The organism is Spirosoma flavus (genome assembly GCF_054778555.1).
Map to the genome: position 1 here is coordinate 501,731 of NZ_BAAGZL010000004.1, position 14,758 is coordinate 516,488.

Sequence of the window (14,758 nt, forward strand, 5' to 3'; positions counted from 1 at the left end):
GGGTGATGGCATTGTAGTTCTATTAATTAGCAACTGTCGACTGAACCGGAACGTTGGTTTGCCTGATGGCCGCCATGCCGCCCTCTACGTTCACTACGTTCTGAAAACCGCGCGCTTTCAAAATGGAATTGGCGACCATTGATCGGTAACCACCAGCGCAGTGAACGTAGACTGGTTCGTTACGTTGAATTTCGGCCATGTGGTCGTTTAACGTATCGAGCGGCATGTTTTCGGCCCCTGTTACGTGTTCCTCTGAAAACTCAACAGGTTTCCGTACGTCAACGACAGCTACGTTCGGGTTTTGTGACCAACGGTCGGCGAATTCTTCGGCTGAAATTGACTCGATTGTATCTACTTCTTTGCCGGCATGCTGCCAGCTAGAAAATCCGCCGTCCAGATAACCGATGCAGTTGTCATAGCCGACGCGGGCTAAACGTAGTACGGTTTCTTCTTCCTGACCGACGGGCGTGACGAGCGCAATCGGTTGTGTTACGTCGGGAATCAGCGAACCGACCCAAGGCGCAAATTGGCCATTTAAACCAATGTTGATAGCGTTGGGAATGAAGCCTTTTGCAAAATCAGCAGCGTTACGTACATCCAGCACCAAAGCGCCTGTTTCGTTGACGGCGGCTTCGAACGCTTCGGGCGAGAGTGCCTGACTACCGCGTTGTAGTACTCGATCAATGGATTCGTAACCTTCTTTGTTCAGGCGGGCGTTTTCGGCAAAATAGGCTGGAGCGGTTGTGAGGCCATCCAGTACTTTTTCGATGAACTCTTCCTTCGATTTTGCCCGAAGCGCGTAGTTGAAACGCTTCTGATTGCCTAATGTATCGGTCGTCTCCTTACTCATGTTTTTACCACAGGCCGAACCCGCTCCATGTGCCGGATACACGATTACGGAATCAGCTAAGGGCATGATTTTCTGGTGGAGACTGTCGTATAGCATACCCGCCAGATCGTGCTCAGTTAAATTACCTTTAATTGCCAGATCGGGTCGGCCAACGTCGCCAATGAACAACGTATCGCCGGTGAAAATGGCGTAATCGTTTCCGGATTCGTCAATGAGCAGATACGTAGTGGATTCGAGCGTATGACCGGGTGTGTGTAAGACTTTTATTGTTACGTTGCCCAGCGCAAACGTCTCGCCGTCGTGGGCCAGATATACTGGATAGTTCGTGTTGGCATTGGGGCCATAAACAATCGTAGCACCTGTCTGCTGGGCTAAATCGAGGTGACCCGATACGAAGTCGGCGTGAAAGTGGGTTTCAAAAACATATTTAATGGTGGCACCGGCTTTTTGCGCTTTCCGAATGTACGGTGTCGTTTCGCGAAGTGGGTCGATGATGGCGGCTTCGCCGTTGCTTTCGATATAATAAGCGCCCTGGGCTAGACAGCCCGTGTATAATTGTTCGATGGTCATACGTAACGCGGATATATTATCCGCGGATAGATACATTGCGGATGCAATATCCGCGTTATAAAATCTCTCTTAGAATCATGTAGCTTGCCACGACCAGCACAAACCAGCCGAATCCTTTTTTTAGTTTTTCGGGGGCCACGAAACGGGCTAAATACATCCCAACGAAAATACCGATGATAGATAAACCCGTAAACGGCAACAGAAAATTCCAGTTCAGTTCCGTATGATGAATATCGCCCAGAAAACCAACGAACGAATTGATCGCAATAATCAGTACCGACGTAGCAACCGCCCGATGAACGGGCAAGCCTGCCAGCAAAACCAGCATGGGCACGATAAGAAAACCACCGCCTGCGCCAATAGTGCCTGTAAGCAACCCAACGGCTAATCCATCAAGCGCCAGATTTTGGTAGCGCGGTCGGCCGTCAGCCGCTTCGCCTTCTTCAGGTCTGTCGCTACGTATCATGGCACGCGCGGCAAGAATCATAACAAGGGCAAAAAAGTAAAGAATAGCATCGCTTTTCGGCAGAACAAAACCCTCGATACGTAACATGGGGTCGGGGAGGGCAGGTACCAGAAATCGGCGACTTATGTAAACCGAAACAAAAGAAGGCAGCGCGAACGCCAACGTAACCCTCAGGTCAACCCTTTTGCCCCAGATGTGATTCAGCGAACCGACAAACGACGTCGTACCGACAACGAACAACGAATACGTAGTAGCCAGTATGGTCGGGATATGAAAAACGTAAACGAAAATAGGGACCGTCAGAATAGAACCTCCGCCCCCCGCCAGACCAATAACCAGTCCGACGACAATCGCTGATGCATACCCGAATAGTTCCTGTGTACTCATTAAGTGACAAAACTACGTTTCTCACCTGAGATGTTTAGTCTATAGAGAATGAAAAACCCCTCGACATGGCGCCGAAGGGTTTTGATAATGTCAATCGGAAAGAAAATTTATTCCTGGGGTTTGTTCAGATTGCTGTGATGACGGCTATAAGCGAAATACACAATCAGACCCAGAATACCCCATACCACGAATGTAATTTTCGTATCGGTACGTAGGTTCCACATCAGGTATAAATTGGCCAGAATCCCCAACGTAGCGATGACCGGCAGGGCTGGCGTACGATAAGGGCGCTCCAGGTTCGGTTCGCGCACACGGAGTATCCAAACGGCTCCGCAGATCATGGCGAAGGCAAACAGCGTTCCCGAACTGGTAAGTTGTGATACTTTGTCGATAGGGGTAAGAGCCGCTACAATCGACACAATAGTACCCACGAAAATAGTGCTTTTCCAGGGCGTTTTGAAGGTCGGGTGGATGGACGCAAACAGGTTTTTTGGCAGAAGACCATCTTTCGCCATACCCAGGAAAACCCGCGTCTGGCCGAGCATCATCACAAGCATTACAGACGTGAGTCCCGCAATAGCTGCAATGGTAATCAGATAAACCGCCCAGTTAAGTCCTGCATCAGCAAAAGCCTGGGCTACAGGGGCTTTCAGATCTAACGTATCATATTTAACCATACCCGTCAACACCAGCGAAACCAGAATATAGAGGGCCGTACAGATAAGCAGCGAGGCAATAATGGCAAACGGTACGTCTTTTTTCGGATCAATAGCTTCACCAGCCTGCGTCGAAACGGCGTCGAAACCAATATAAGCGAAGAAGACAATCCCGGCTGCTGTAACAATTCCCGGCCAGCCAAAGTGTGTTTGGCCAGTTTCGTCAGGAACGCCGACTGGAATAAAGGGCGTCCAGTTTGCAGTATCAACGAAGAACGAACCAGCTATAATCACAAAAATGACGGTTGCCACTTTCAGAATTACAATCAGGTTGTTGGTGCTGGCAGCTTCTTTGATCCCTTTTACCAGAATATACGTAACAACGATTACGATCAGGAAGGCTGGCAAATTCATAGCAAACGTAAAGTCAGGAACGGGGGTCCCGGCGGCACGTAGCGCTTCGGCCTTTTCGTGCGCCGTTACCGGGTCGTTCATGAGCCATATGGGCGGTTCTATATGGAATAGATGGAGAAATTTCTCGAAGTACCCCGACCAGCTTACGGCTACCGTTGTGGCCCCCATCATGTATTCCAGAATAAGGTTCCAGCCTATCAACCAGGCAAATAACTCACCTACTGTACCGTACGAATACGCATAAGCCGAACCTTCAACGGGCAGAATAGACGCAAACTCCGCGTAGCACAGGGCTGCAAACGTACAAGCAACGCCCGCGATAATAAAGGCTAGTGCAAGAGCTGGGCCAGCCCACTCGCGAGCGGCAATACCGGTCAATACGAAAATGCCACCCCCAATAACGGCACCAATACCTAATGAGGTCAGTCCCCAACGGGTCAGTACGCGTTTAAGTTCACTTTTCTGTGCATCAGCCGCATAAGCCGAAAGTGGCTTTTTGCGCATAACGCTCGTATCAACCGGTTTTAGTTTAGTTTCCATGCAGAAAGGATTATCGTTTGGTGATTGTGTCTTTTTGAAAAAGATTGTTGGGAGTTTGAAGCGAAAGATACGAAAAATAAAGAGCGAAAATGCGAAAGAGTGAAAGCGCGAAAAATTTACCGAATGGCATTCGCTCTTTCACTCTTTCATTCTTTCACGCTTCAAATTACGACTGTGAAGGACGGATCAGCGGTTTTTTGTCTTTCTTTTCTTTCTTAGCTGTAAACTCTTCGGGCGTAGCTGGGGCAGCCGTTGTGAAGTCGGCCGGAATAGCATCGTAACCGGTTTTCTTTTCCAGTTTGGCTGGTAAAGCGTCTTCTTTATCCTGATCGCGGCTCAGCGCGTCTACGACAATCGGCGTAGCAACGAACAGTGACGAGTACGTACCGACGATTACGCCAATCAGCATGGCGAATGAGAAACCCCGAATGGTTTCACCACCGAAAATAAAGAGTACCAACAAGACCAGAATGGTCGAGAAACCGGTTACTGCCGTACGACTCAACGTACTATTCAGGGCGTTGTTAATAATCGTCGGAATGCTTTCTTTCTTACCCCGGTTTTCGGACAAATACTCCCGTACGCGGTCGAAAACAACGACGGTATCGTTCATCGAGTAACCCATAATCGTGAGCAACGCGCCCACAAACGCCTGGTCAACATCGAGCGAGAAAGGCAGAAGTCCGTTGAAAATCGAGAAGATAGCCAGGATAATCAGTACGTCGTGGAACATAGCCACAACCGCACCATAACCAAAGGCCAGTCGTTTGAAGCGAATCAGAATATAGGCAAATACGACGGCTACCGCCAGCAAAATCGACCACAGGGCTGATGTCAGAATATCATAAGCGATTGTCGGACCAACTTTCTGCGAGCTCTCGATTTTGGCCGGATTTCCTTTTAATGTGCTTAAACCTTGATAAATAGTCGCTTCCGCTTTCTTATCGGCTCCCTGCGAATTATCGTCGATCAGGTAAGGCGTCGTTACTTTCACCTGACTCGCGCCGATACCCGTACCACCGTAGGTTTTTACCTCTGGCGATGCCCCTAAAACACCTTCCAGCGCGTTCCGAACGTCGTCGGTACTTACCGATTTTTCAAAACGTATTACGTATGAACGGCCACCTTTGAAATCGACGCCCAGGCCGAAGCCTTTGATCAATACCGAGATGATGCCCGCAGCAATAATAACCGACGATACGGTGTAATACAGTTTCCGACGTGATACGAAATCGAAGTTAGAATCGGCAAACAGATTTTTCGCCCACGATGAAGTAAACGTCAGCGTTTTGCCGTTGCGGATGTAGTATTCCAGGATAAGCCGTGTGATGAAAATAGCGGCAAACAACGAGGTCAGAATACCAATAATGAGCGTAGTAGCAAAGCCCAGAATCAGACCCGTTCCGAATATGAAGAGGACAATACCGGTCAGGAAAGTCGTTACGTTCGAGTCGATGATGGACGACATAGCGTTCTTAAATCCATCGGCCACCGCAATCTTAAATCCTTTCCCTTCAGCCAGTTCCTCCTTGATACGTTCGAAAATCAGTACGTTGGCATCAACGGCCATACCGATCGACAATACGATACCAGCAATACCCGGCATGGTCAGTACGGCACCCAGCGACGCCATTACACCAAGCAGGAAGAACAGGTTGACAATCAGTGCTATGTCGGCAATGAGACCAGCGCGATTGTAGTAGAACACCACAAAACCCAATACCAGCAGAATACCCACCAGCGACGAAAGTACCCCAGCACTAACGGCTTCTGAACCTAACGTAGCACCTACTACGCTTTCTTCTACGATGTTGGTTGGCGCAGGCAACTTACCGGCTTTCAGTACGTTAGCCATATCTTTAGTCTCTTCTACTGTGAAGTTACCCGAGATGCTCGAACGTCCGTTCGGAATTTCGTTCTGTACGTTTGGCGCGGTATAAACCAGGTTGTCAAGAAGAATAGCGACTGGGCGACCCACGTTAGCAGCAGTCAGGTTACGCCATTTGCGAGCACCTTCCGGGTTCATGTTCATCGTTACTTCCGGACGGCCACGATCATCATAATCGTTGGTAGCATCCGTAATAACGTCACCTTCCAGCGGAGCGCGGCCACCCAGTTTTTTCAGGAAATAAAGCGGCAGAATTTCTTTGCCATCAGTAGCTTTGAACGTCTTACGATCCCACGCAAACACCGCGTCGGCGGGGAACAAACCACGTACTTCAGAAGCGTTCAGCACAGCGTTGGCGCGTGCGGTATCTTTCAAATAAACGCCCAACTGATCCTGACCAACGGGCAGGAATAATTGCGTAAGGGCTGTTCCCTGAGCAGCAGCGGCCGCCGTATCATTTTTTGCTTTACCGGTTGAATCAGTTTTGCTACCCTGCGCCAGCTGCGTTTCAAGGCTGGATGTGCCTTTGGCAGCTGTACCCGTGGCTGGAGCAGTCGTTTTCAGAGCTGCTTTGCGCGCTGTTTCTTCACGAAGCAGATACGCACCAATACCTTCAATGGCTGGAGCCAGTTCGTTCAGACGGTAAACTTCGGTGAATTCGAGTTTGGCAGCGCCGGTCAGCAGGCGACGAATACGTTCTGGATTATCAACACCCGGTAATTCAATCTGAATCCGGCCCGAACCTGGTAGGCGTTGGATGTTTGGGTTTGCTACACCAAATTTATCGACACGAGCCTGAATGATCTGGTAAGCCCGTGTGATAGCACCGTTTACCTCTTCATTCAACAACTTCCGTACTTCCGTATCCGACGATTGGAAGTTGATCTTGCTACGGTTGGCGCTTGTTGCAAAAACGCTTGCCAAACGTGTATCAGGAGCCAGCTTTTTGAAGTTATTCGCGAACAGATCTACGAAGCTCGTGTTGCTGGTTTTTTGGTCTTCGAGCGCCTGTTTCAGCGCCTGGCTAAACTTAGGATCACGATTGTTACCCGATAAGCTACGCAGAATATCTGCTGGTGACACTTCGAGTACAACGTGCATACCACCCTGAAGGTCAAGGCCTAATCCTAGTTCGCGCTCGGTAACTTCCTGTAACGTACTACCTAGAAAAACAGGTTCTTTCCAAAGCGAATCAAGATAACGTTGTTTTTTGTTACGGTCTACAACGCCTTGTTTATTAGTTGCGTAAGCCTCCGCGTCAGCCTTAATGTTCCGCGAGACGAACGTAAACGACAGGAAGTAGATGCAAATGGCTGCAATAACCCCTGTCAGAATGAGAATTCCGGTTCTGTTTTGCATGGTTTTTAACAAGCAGTGCGCTTGTTAGAAAAAATAAAATAGTAGAAAAAAGTTAGAAATGATCTGATTGTCAGGCTATAGCCTGATAATACCACTAGGGCGCATTAGTGGCAATGTGATGGCCGAAGACGTGCCGGAAATAAGAGAAATAAAAATGCGGAAGCGTAAAATGCCGAAGCAATGGAACGCTCAGCAAGAGCAGGATCACCAACGTAGGTGCAGGAAGCAAGAATGCTGTCTGCCCTGAATCACCTAACTGAATCGCCGGTGTTACGACCGCTTCAAATTGGGCCGTACTCAGTTGGGCATCGTTCGCATGATCAGCCGACTTACCCGATTTGCTCTGTTCAGCAACCGCTTTTTTAGCTAGAAGTGCTTTCTCCGATGCAGAATGCTGACTCCAGACTGCTGTAAAGAGCAGCAGTGTAGCTAGCATCAGGCTGGAAAGACGTTGTATGACGCGCGGTTGCTTCATAATTTTCCTTAGCGGATGACAAATTTCGTACCATTTTTATTAGAATCCAATAGGTTGGCCAACGGATTTTGAAAACCAGTCGAAGCTGGAAGGGTTTATAGGAAATAATGTACCTTGCGACTATGAATCTGCATGAATTTATTCAATTGGCCCTTGCCGAAGATGTTGGCGACGGCGACCATACATCCCTTTCTACCATCCCGGCAGACGCTCAGAAACGCGCTCGCCTGTTAGTAAAAGAAGCGGGTATTCTGGCTGGCGTTGAAGTTGCCAAAGCCATTTTCGCCGAAGTTGACCCGAGTTTTGTTGTCGACGTATTGATGCAGGACGGGGCATCCATCAAACCCGGCGATATTGTGCTGACTGTAAGCGGAAATGCACGTAACATACTCACCGCAGAGCGCCTGGTACTCAACTGTATGCAACGTATGAGCGGCATAGCCACGCATACGCGCGAATTGGTGAATCTGCTCGAAGGCACACGGGCGAAGCTGTTGGATACACGCAAAACCACACCAAATTTCCGGATTTGTGAGAAAATGGCCACAAAAATTGGCGGAGCCGTCAATCACCGCTTTGGATTGTACGACATGATTCTGATTAAAGATAATCACGTCGATTACGCGGGAGGTATCGAAGCTGCTGTTACCAAATCCGTAGCTTATCTGAAAGAAACAGGTCGCCAGCTACGTATCGAAGTAGAGACACGCAATCGGGCCGAAGTAGAAGAAGTACTACGTGTCGGGCAAATTGACATTATTCTGCTGGATAACTTTTCGCCCGAAGGTACGCGCGAAATGGTACGTTTAATCGATGGCCGTTTTATAACCGAAGCGTCGGGCGGTATTGATGAAGCGAATCTGCGCGCTTACGCCGAAACAGGCGTCGATTTCATCTCTTCGGGTGCTCTTACCCACCAGGTCAAAAGTCTGGATTTAAGTTTGAAAGCTTATTAAAATGAGTCATTAGTCATTAGTTGTTAGCACCTCTAATACCTAATGACTCATAATTTCTCTTCATTTCGCTGGATTTTCGTCGATACCCAGCCGGGGTAGAGGTGGGTTTAATAAGCGCGGAACTACTTTAAGGCGAAATACCTTCGTGCCTGCTACGTCGAAATCACAGCTATAAAACTGCCGTTGCTTCACTCCTCGATATACAGCCGTGTAATTCACTTTTGGTGGCCAGTTGTTGAGAGCTAATTCCGCGGCTATTGCGTCTACAGCTTTACGCAAATTTGAAAAGAACGTAACAGTCGGCTCACGATGACGTAGCGTTGTCAATGAACCGACGTATTGAATTGTAACTTCATAAATTACACGGCTCCCTAAACGGAGTCGCGATTCATTTGGAGCTGTCTCTACTAAATTCTGCATAATCGAAAATAATACGAAAAACTATGCCACTATTTTTCAAGGTGTAAACTTTTTAGTCAGTATGGGCGTTTTACTATCAATTCCAGCAAACTAAATGCCCGACTGTTTTCGCAGCCGGGCTTTTTTATAAACAGCAAACGTCGACCAGATGGTCGACGTTTGCTGTTTAGCATGTGAGTGATGTAAAATAATAAATGCTTCTTACCAAGCATTACCCATTTAACTTTTTACAGTATTTATTTCTTGTACATCACAGTATCAACTGCCTGCAAAGTGCGTTTTACGTTAGGCAGAATCGCTTCAATCAACGTAGGGGCGTAGGGAAGGGGCAAATCCATGCTGTTGACACGTACTACCGGAGCATCCAGATAATCAAAAGCGTTACGTTGGATATTATAAGTTAACTCCGACGAAATTGCCGCTAATGGCCAGGCTTCTTCCACAATCACACAACGGTTCGTTTTCTTTACCGAGTTGATGATCGTCGCATAATCAATTGGACGAACTGAACGAAGATCAATTACTTCGGCCGAAACGCCATTTTTCGCTAGTTCTTCGGCTGCCGCGAGAGCTACCTTCATAATTTTGCCGAACGAAACAATCGTTACGTCGTTTCCTTCGCGTACAATATTGGCCTGACCAATTGGAATTAAATATTCCTCTTCTGGAACCTGACCTTTGTCGCCGTACATCAATTCCGACTCCATGAAAATAACGGGGTCGTTGTCGCGGATACAGGATTTCAGCAGTCCCTTGGCATCATAAGGATTCGAAGGAACCACTACTTTCAGCCCCGACGTATTGGCAAACCAGTTTTCGAAGTTCTGCGAGTGCTGCGACGACAACATACCGGCGTTACCGGTAGGCCCCCGAAATACAATTGGGCAGGAGTACTGTCCGCCCGACATCGACATCACTTTAGCCGCCGAGTTAATGACCTGATCGATAGCAACCAGCGAGAAGTTGAACGTCATAAACTCGATAATAGGCCGTAGCCCGTTGATGGCCGAGCCAACGCCAATACCGGCAAAACCCAGTTCGGCAATGGGTGTATCGATAACACGCTCCGGGCCAAATTCGTCGAGCATGCCCTGACTGACTTTATAAGCGCCGTTGTATTCGGCAACTTCTTCGCCCATCAGATAAACCAACGGGTCCCGGCGCATTTCTTCCGACATGGCCTCCCGTAGGGCTTCACGGAATTGTATTTCTCTCATAATGAGCTTATTGATTTCGTGTTAATAACTCCCTCAATACATCCAGATTCAGAGCGAGGTGGCTAAACGTCGGTCAAAATTAGGCAAAATGCCCTGATTCATCAAATCGGACGTACTGTTTGATAACCTATCTTTTACTAAAAGTATAAACCCATAAATAGGCGAGCCGTTACGTTACTTTTGGGCAGCTATATACCAACGTAACGCCCGGCCAGTGATAAACACTCAGCCGGGCGCTACGTTGGTATGAATAAAATGAATTTTTCGCAAACGTGAATACTTGATTGGCTAACGTATTACGACATATTAGAAATTGATACTATTTATTATCCACGTTAATCTAGGGCGTTAGTTGAAGTCGGGCGTTCAGATTGTACCGTAGTTGCCCGCCTAGATCGTACTTGAGCTGCTTTGCCTGTCCGAGAATAGAGGTAGGTAACGTAACAAGGTGTTTTAGCTGCACAACATCCGTAACCGCCGGTTGCCGATTACAGGTCCAGGTGGCAGGATCATTCCAGTTGCCGATACGTATGCTGGCAATGGTGGAGCAGGTGCACACGTTTGTAACCGGAAACTCCAGGCTAGGCATGTTTGTCAGTGATGGATTACTGGCTATCATTCTGATTCGATACCCTGAACCGATAGCCACAGAATTTGGCACTGTTACCGTCACCGTACCCGACGTAGTGCTATTGATGTTCGCCAGGGACGTAACACCGCTCAGAAAACTTCCTGTAGAGTTGGAGAGCTGAAGCGTAAATACGTTGTCACCGCCATACGTACCGGTGGCTTTATAAGCCAGGTTAAATGGCGTATTACGGCACCAGCCGGCTGGCGCAGAAAGCAAAACCACTACGTTGTCCTGAACCGTAAAATCGCGCACACTAATGGTGCTCCATCGGCCAAGGCCATTTTGAGCCCGGATATTTAATGTGTGAGCGCCATTAGAAATGCCTGTCAGATCGACGGTGTATTCCAGATTATTGATGGAAGTGCCTTGTGTAATGGCTACTGCCCTTGCAGCACCAAAACCTGGATCATTATCCACAAAATATTCCAACCGAACGATATCGGACTGATTGACTTCGTTTTTGAAGAATAGTCGCCGTTCCAGATTACTCCACTGCCCGGAAGCATCCCGCCCTCGGATAAACAGACTGTGAAAACCCACTGCTACGTTCGTCAGGGGAACCGTAAAGTCCAGATTATTGACCGATGTATTGGCCGTAAAGTTTACCGCCGTAGCTGCTCCAAAACCAGGGTCGTTGTCCACAAAGTACTCGATGCGATTAATGTTGACGAACGGGTTAGTACGTTCTTTATAGAACATTTGTCGGGCCACGGTACTCCATTTTCCTGCGGCTGATCTGGCCCGGATATACAGACTATGAAATCCAGGCTGCACACTGGTCGTTGGAACGGTGAATGCCAGATTTGTCAGGGTTGTAGCGGGAGAAATGTTGACCGACGTAGCACTGCCAAATCCAGGGTCGGTATCGATAAAATATTCAACCCGATTGATTTGTGCCAACAATGGCTGAATCGTCAGTAGGCAGACGATGATTCCCAATCCAATTTTCATAGCGACTGGGATTAATTGTTCGACCGAATACTGATTTTGACTTTCAGGGGCGAATTATTGTTGCCCGATGGATCGCTGCTAAGATTAGTAATAACAGGAATAGGGGGTTGACCTGATAGTACATAAGGGTTACTGCCACCAAACGCTCCGATATCTGTTCCACCCGTGCCCGCTCCCTGAGCTATTGATCCTTGTGCCAGCCGGAAATTAATATCAATCTGCGGGTTGCTCGACTCAAAAATTGACGCCCAGTTAGCGCCATTTACATTGCCATTTCCAGCAGGGAGGTCATTCGTGCTATTGATAGTGTTATTAAAGGTCGTTGCGGTATTGTTATTGATACTCTCTCTAATAATTGAGTTCGTGACTGTACTATTAATTAGATTACGTAGACCTCCGCCTAACACGGAATTAGCAACGAGAACATTATTTAGAGTGGTAATGTGGTAAAATCCACTTTGACGGAGAATGCAGTTTAGAATAGTTATGCCGTTTGCATTATTTTCTGGAGTTCCACAGCTACCTACCACACCACCTGAATTAATGAAGCACTGCTTGATAGCGCAATTTCGAGCAAACTGGCTTGTAGCTCCCGAGCATGTACTGGTAAACGTAATACCATTGGCAATGTACGAACGCTCAACCGTGATGGCCGAAATACTCGTACCAAACGTAATAGTTCCTTGTACATTGACCCCACTGAACAGCGTATTACTACTGCCAGATCCGAATGATACGTTGCCAATTGAGGGCGAAATTTGATCGGGCGAACCAATTGGGCTGTTTTCGAGAAAATACCCTTTTCCGTAAATCGTCAGGCGTTTGGCGCAGTTCAGCGTACCATAACTTGTGCCGGAGGATTCGATGTAAATAATGTCATCGTTAGAAGCGGCATCGTGGGCAGCCTGAATACTGGTATACACGTTGGGGCCGGTAACGCCGGGGTTGTTGTTGCAACGGCGAATCGTTTGTGCCGGGAGCGTAGTGACAACTAAAAACAGGAACGACAACGTAGAGAGTATACGCATAAAAAATAGGAAGGTTTACTAATGGCTGGACAATAAAAAGCCTAAAATCCTTCAATATTTTCATACATTAAACCTCACCTTTACCAATCTCCGGTTTCTCTTTCTGAAACCGGGTATTTTTCTTATGAGGCTTTGGTATCGGTAGGGTTAAACGAAGCCCGCAAGTACAGGCAAAGTCCTGAGTTGATATAAACAGATCGTGAAATTTGATGAACGTAACGAATCAAACCCCCTACTTATTCGTTAACAATCTTGCGAATCAATTCTTTTTGCAAAGCCCGATTTTCGGGGCCAAATTCGCGCCTGTTTTTTTGAATGCTGTACTAAAAAAGGTATACTTCGTAGGGACTATCCATTTTATGCGCCGAAGCCAGGGATGAAGACATATTATGACCTGATTGATCAGACATTTGAATTCCCGACGCGGGAGTTTAACGTTGAAAATAATGAGTTGATGTTCAATAATGTTCCATTGATGGACATTATCAAGGAGTACGGTACGCCCCTGAAGCTGACGTACTTACCAAAAATCACCGAACATATTGAACATGCGAAGCTGCTGTTTAAAAACGCGATGAAACGCTATAACTACAAAGGCAGCTATACGTACTGCTATTGTACTAAGTCGTCGCATTTTCGGTTCGTGCTGGAGGAAGCTCTTAAGAATAACATCCATCTCGAAACATCGTCGGCATACGATATTCCCATCATTCGGGAGTTGTATAAGATGGATAAAGTATCTAAGAGTACGTATATCATCTGTAATGGATACAAACGTCCTCTTTACACGCAATACATCAGCGAGCTAATCAACGACGGGTTTACAAACTGCATTCCTGTCCTCGATAATCTGAAAGAAATCGAGGCTTACGAAAATTCAATTACGGCTGAGTCAGTAAATTTTGGGATACGTATCGCCACGGATGAAGAGCCGAATTTTGCGTTCTATACGTCCCGGCTGGGTATTCGTTACAGCGATGTGAATGAATTATACCGGAGCAAGATTCAGCCAAATGAGCGGTTTAAGCTCAAGATGCTGCATTTCTTTATCAACACGGGTATTAAGGACAGCGCCTACTACTGGAGCGAACTGAGCCGGTTCATGTACAAATACTGCGAATTGCGCAAAATTTGTCCTGATCTCGATTCAATTGATATTGGTGGCGGAATGCCCATTCAAACGTCGTTCCAGTTTACATACGACTATCAGGCCATGATCGACCAGATTGTGGAAAGTATTCAGTGGATCTGTAATAAAAACAACGTACCAGTTCCGCATATCTTCACCGAATTTGGTTCGTATACGGTCGGCGAGAGCGGGGCAGTTATTTATCGGGTAATCGATCAGAAGTTGCAGAATGACAAGGAGTTGTGGTATATGATTGACGGTTCATTTATCACGCAGCTTCCCGACTCTTGGGGATTAGGACAGAAATACATCATGCTGTCGGTGAATAACTGGGACAATCCATACCAGAAAGTGAACCTGGGCGGCTTAACCTGCGATTCGCACGATTTTTATAACACAGAAGCCCACAGCGCCGATCTATATCTGCCTATTTTCGACCAGGATGCCGAAGAGCAGTACGTTGGTTTGTTTCACACGGGTGCGTATCAGGAATCGCTTGGCGGCTATGGCGGCATTCAGCATTGCCTGATTCCGGCCCCGCAGCACGTAATTGTTGATAAAGACGAAAATGGAAATTTACGCACCCGCCTGTTTGCACCCGAGCAAAACAGCGAAGTGATGCTAAAAATTCTGGGTTATGGCGGAGCCGAACCCGGCATGACCGAACTGGAAGCAACTGAAGCCGCGGAAGAGCGTGAAGAGGAGTTGATAAAAGAAGAAAATTGAAATTAATTCCTATCAGATAGACAGATTAGGCCACCGTTGGTACAAAAAAATGCCGAACTGTACCATTTTTGGCATTATATTCGTTTCAAAATCTG

The 14,758-nt window shown here is 47.3% G+C and carries 11 protein-coding genes; 2 read left to right on the plus strand and 9 right to left on the minus strand.

What is annotated here, in order from left to right; genetic code table 11:
• Positions 1-22 precede the first annotated feature (22 nt).
• From ACYVF1_RS22350 to ACYVF1_RS22370, 5 genes are all read right to left on the minus strand, one after another.
• Positions 23-1,420 (minus strand): MBL fold metallo-hydrolase, encoded by a 1,398-nt coding sequence (locus ACYVF1_RS22350; protein WP_461083025.1) that lies wholly within the window; start codon positions 1,418-1,420, stop codon positions 23-25.
• A 55-nt stretch (positions 1,421-1,475) separates the two neighbouring features.
• Positions 1,476-2,273, minus strand: a complete 798-nt coding sequence (locus ACYVF1_RS22355) for a sulfite exporter TauE/SafE family protein (RefSeq protein ID WP_461083027.1) — start codon at positions 2,271-2,273, stop codon at positions 1,476-1,478.
• A 107-nt stretch (positions 2,274-2,380) separates the two neighbouring features.
• Positions 2,381-3,883 carry an APC family permease gene (locus tag ACYVF1_RS22360; protein ID WP_461083029.1) on the minus strand — a complete coding sequence of 501 codons (1,503 nt, stop codon included), beginning with the start codon at positions 3,881-3,883 and terminating at the stop codon, positions 2,381-2,383.
• A gap of 166 nt (positions 3,884-4,049) precedes the next feature.
• Positions 4,050-7,130, minus strand: coding sequence for a protein translocase subunit SecDF (secDF, locus tag ACYVF1_RS22365; RefSeq protein WP_461083031.1), 3,081 nt, complete (start codon positions 7,128-7,130; stop codon positions 4,050-4,052).
• Between the two features lie 94 nt (positions 7,131-7,224).
• Positions 7,225-7,605, minus strand: coding sequence for a hypothetical protein (locus ACYVF1_RS22370; protein ID WP_461083033.1), 381 nt, complete (start codon positions 7,603-7,605; stop codon positions 7,225-7,227).
• A 122-nt stretch (positions 7,606-7,727) separates the two neighbouring features.
• Here ACYVF1_RS22370 and nadC point away from each other — a divergent pair, with 122 nt between their 5' ends.
• The gene (gene nadC / locus ACYVF1_RS22375; protein ID WP_461083035.1) at positions 7,728-8,561 is read left to right on the plus strand and encodes a carboxylating nicotinate-nucleotide diphosphorylase; all 834 of its coding nucleotides are present in this window, start codon (positions 7,728-7,730) and stop codon (positions 8,559-8,561) included.
• 60 nt (positions 8,562-8,621) lie between these two features.
• Here the strand turns inward: nadC and ACYVF1_RS22380 are convergent, their stop codons facing one another.
• From ACYVF1_RS22380 to ACYVF1_RS22395, 4 genes are all read right to left on the minus strand, one after another.
• Positions 8,622-8,981, minus strand: a complete 360-nt coding sequence (locus tag ACYVF1_RS22380; protein WP_461083037.1) for a hypothetical protein — start codon at positions 8,979-8,981, stop codon at positions 8,622-8,624.
• Positions 8,982-9,217: 236 nt separating this feature from the next.
• Complete coding sequence (locus ACYVF1_RS22385; RefSeq protein WP_461083039.1) at positions 9,218-10,198, minus strand: pyruvate dehydrogenase complex E1 component subunit beta; 981 nt, start codon at positions 10,196-10,198, stop codon at positions 9,218-9,220.
• A gap of 340 nt (positions 10,199-10,538) precedes the next feature.
• Positions 10,539-11,780: a Ser-Thr-rich GPI-anchored membrane family protein gene (locus tag ACYVF1_RS22390; protein ID WP_461083041.1), complete on the minus strand. Its 1,242-nt coding sequence runs from the start codon at positions 11,778-11,780 to the stop codon at positions 10,539-10,541.
• Between the two features lie 11 nt (positions 11,781-11,791).
• Complete coding sequence (locus ACYVF1_RS22395; RefSeq protein ID WP_461083043.1) at positions 11,792-12,808, minus strand: hypothetical protein; 1,017 nt, start codon at positions 12,806-12,808, stop codon at positions 11,792-11,794.
• A 376-nt stretch (positions 12,809-13,184) separates the two neighbouring features.
• Between ACYVF1_RS22395 and ACYVF1_RS22400 the strand changes: the two genes are divergently transcribed.
• On the plus strand, positions 13,185-14,663 hold the full coding sequence (locus tag ACYVF1_RS22400; protein ID WP_461083045.1) for a type III PLP-dependent enzyme domain-containing protein: 1,479 nt from the start codon (positions 13,185-13,187) through the stop codon (positions 14,661-14,663).
• Positions 14,664-14,758 lie beyond the last annotated feature (95 nt).

What these genes read in the sequence shown, in the direction of transcription:
- secDF (WP_461083031.1), bottom strand. Translation starts at nt 7,130, where the DNA reads ATGCAAAACAGAACCGGAATTCTCATTCTGACAGGGGTTATTGCAGCC.
- nadC (WP_461083035.1), top strand. Translation starts at nt 7,728, where the DNA reads ATGAATCTGCATGAATTTATTCAATTGGCCCTTGCCGAAGATGTTGGC.
- ACYVF1_RS22385 (WP_461083039.1), bottom strand. Translation starts at nt 10,198, where the DNA reads ATGAGAGAAATACAATTCCGTGAAGCCCTACGGGAGGCCATGTCGGAA.
- ACYVF1_RS22395 (WP_461083043.1), bottom strand. Translation starts at nt 12,808, where the DNA reads ATGCGTATACTCTCTACGTTGTCGTTCCTGTTTTTAGTTGTCACTACG.
- ACYVF1_RS22350 (WP_461083025.1), bottom strand. Translation starts at nt 1,420, where the DNA reads ATGACCATCGAACAATTATACACGGGCTGTCTAGCCCAGGGCGCTTAT.
- ACYVF1_RS22400 (WP_461083045.1), top strand. Translation starts at nt 13,185, where the DNA reads ATGAAGACATATTATGACCTGATTGATCAGACATTTGAATTCCCGACG.
- ACYVF1_RS22390 (WP_461083041.1), bottom strand. Translation starts at nt 11,780, where the DNA reads ATGAAAATTGGATTGGGAATCATCGTCTGCCTACTGACGATTCAGCCA.
- ACYVF1_RS22355 (WP_461083027.1), bottom strand. Translation starts at nt 2,273, where the DNA reads ATGAGTACACAGGAACTATTCGGGTATGCATCAGCGATTGTCGTCGGA.
- ACYVF1_RS22370 (WP_461083033.1), bottom strand. Translation starts at nt 7,605, where the DNA reads ATGAAGCAACCGCGCGTCATACAACGTCTTTCCAGCCTGATGCTAGCT.
- ACYVF1_RS22380 (WP_461083037.1), bottom strand. Translation starts at nt 8,981, where the DNA reads ATGCAGAATTTAGTAGAGACAGCTCCAAATGAATCGCGACTCCGTTTA.
- ACYVF1_RS22360 (WP_461083029.1), bottom strand. Translation starts at nt 3,883, where the DNA reads ATGGAAACTAAACTAAAACCGGTTGATACGAGCGTTATGCGCAAAAAG.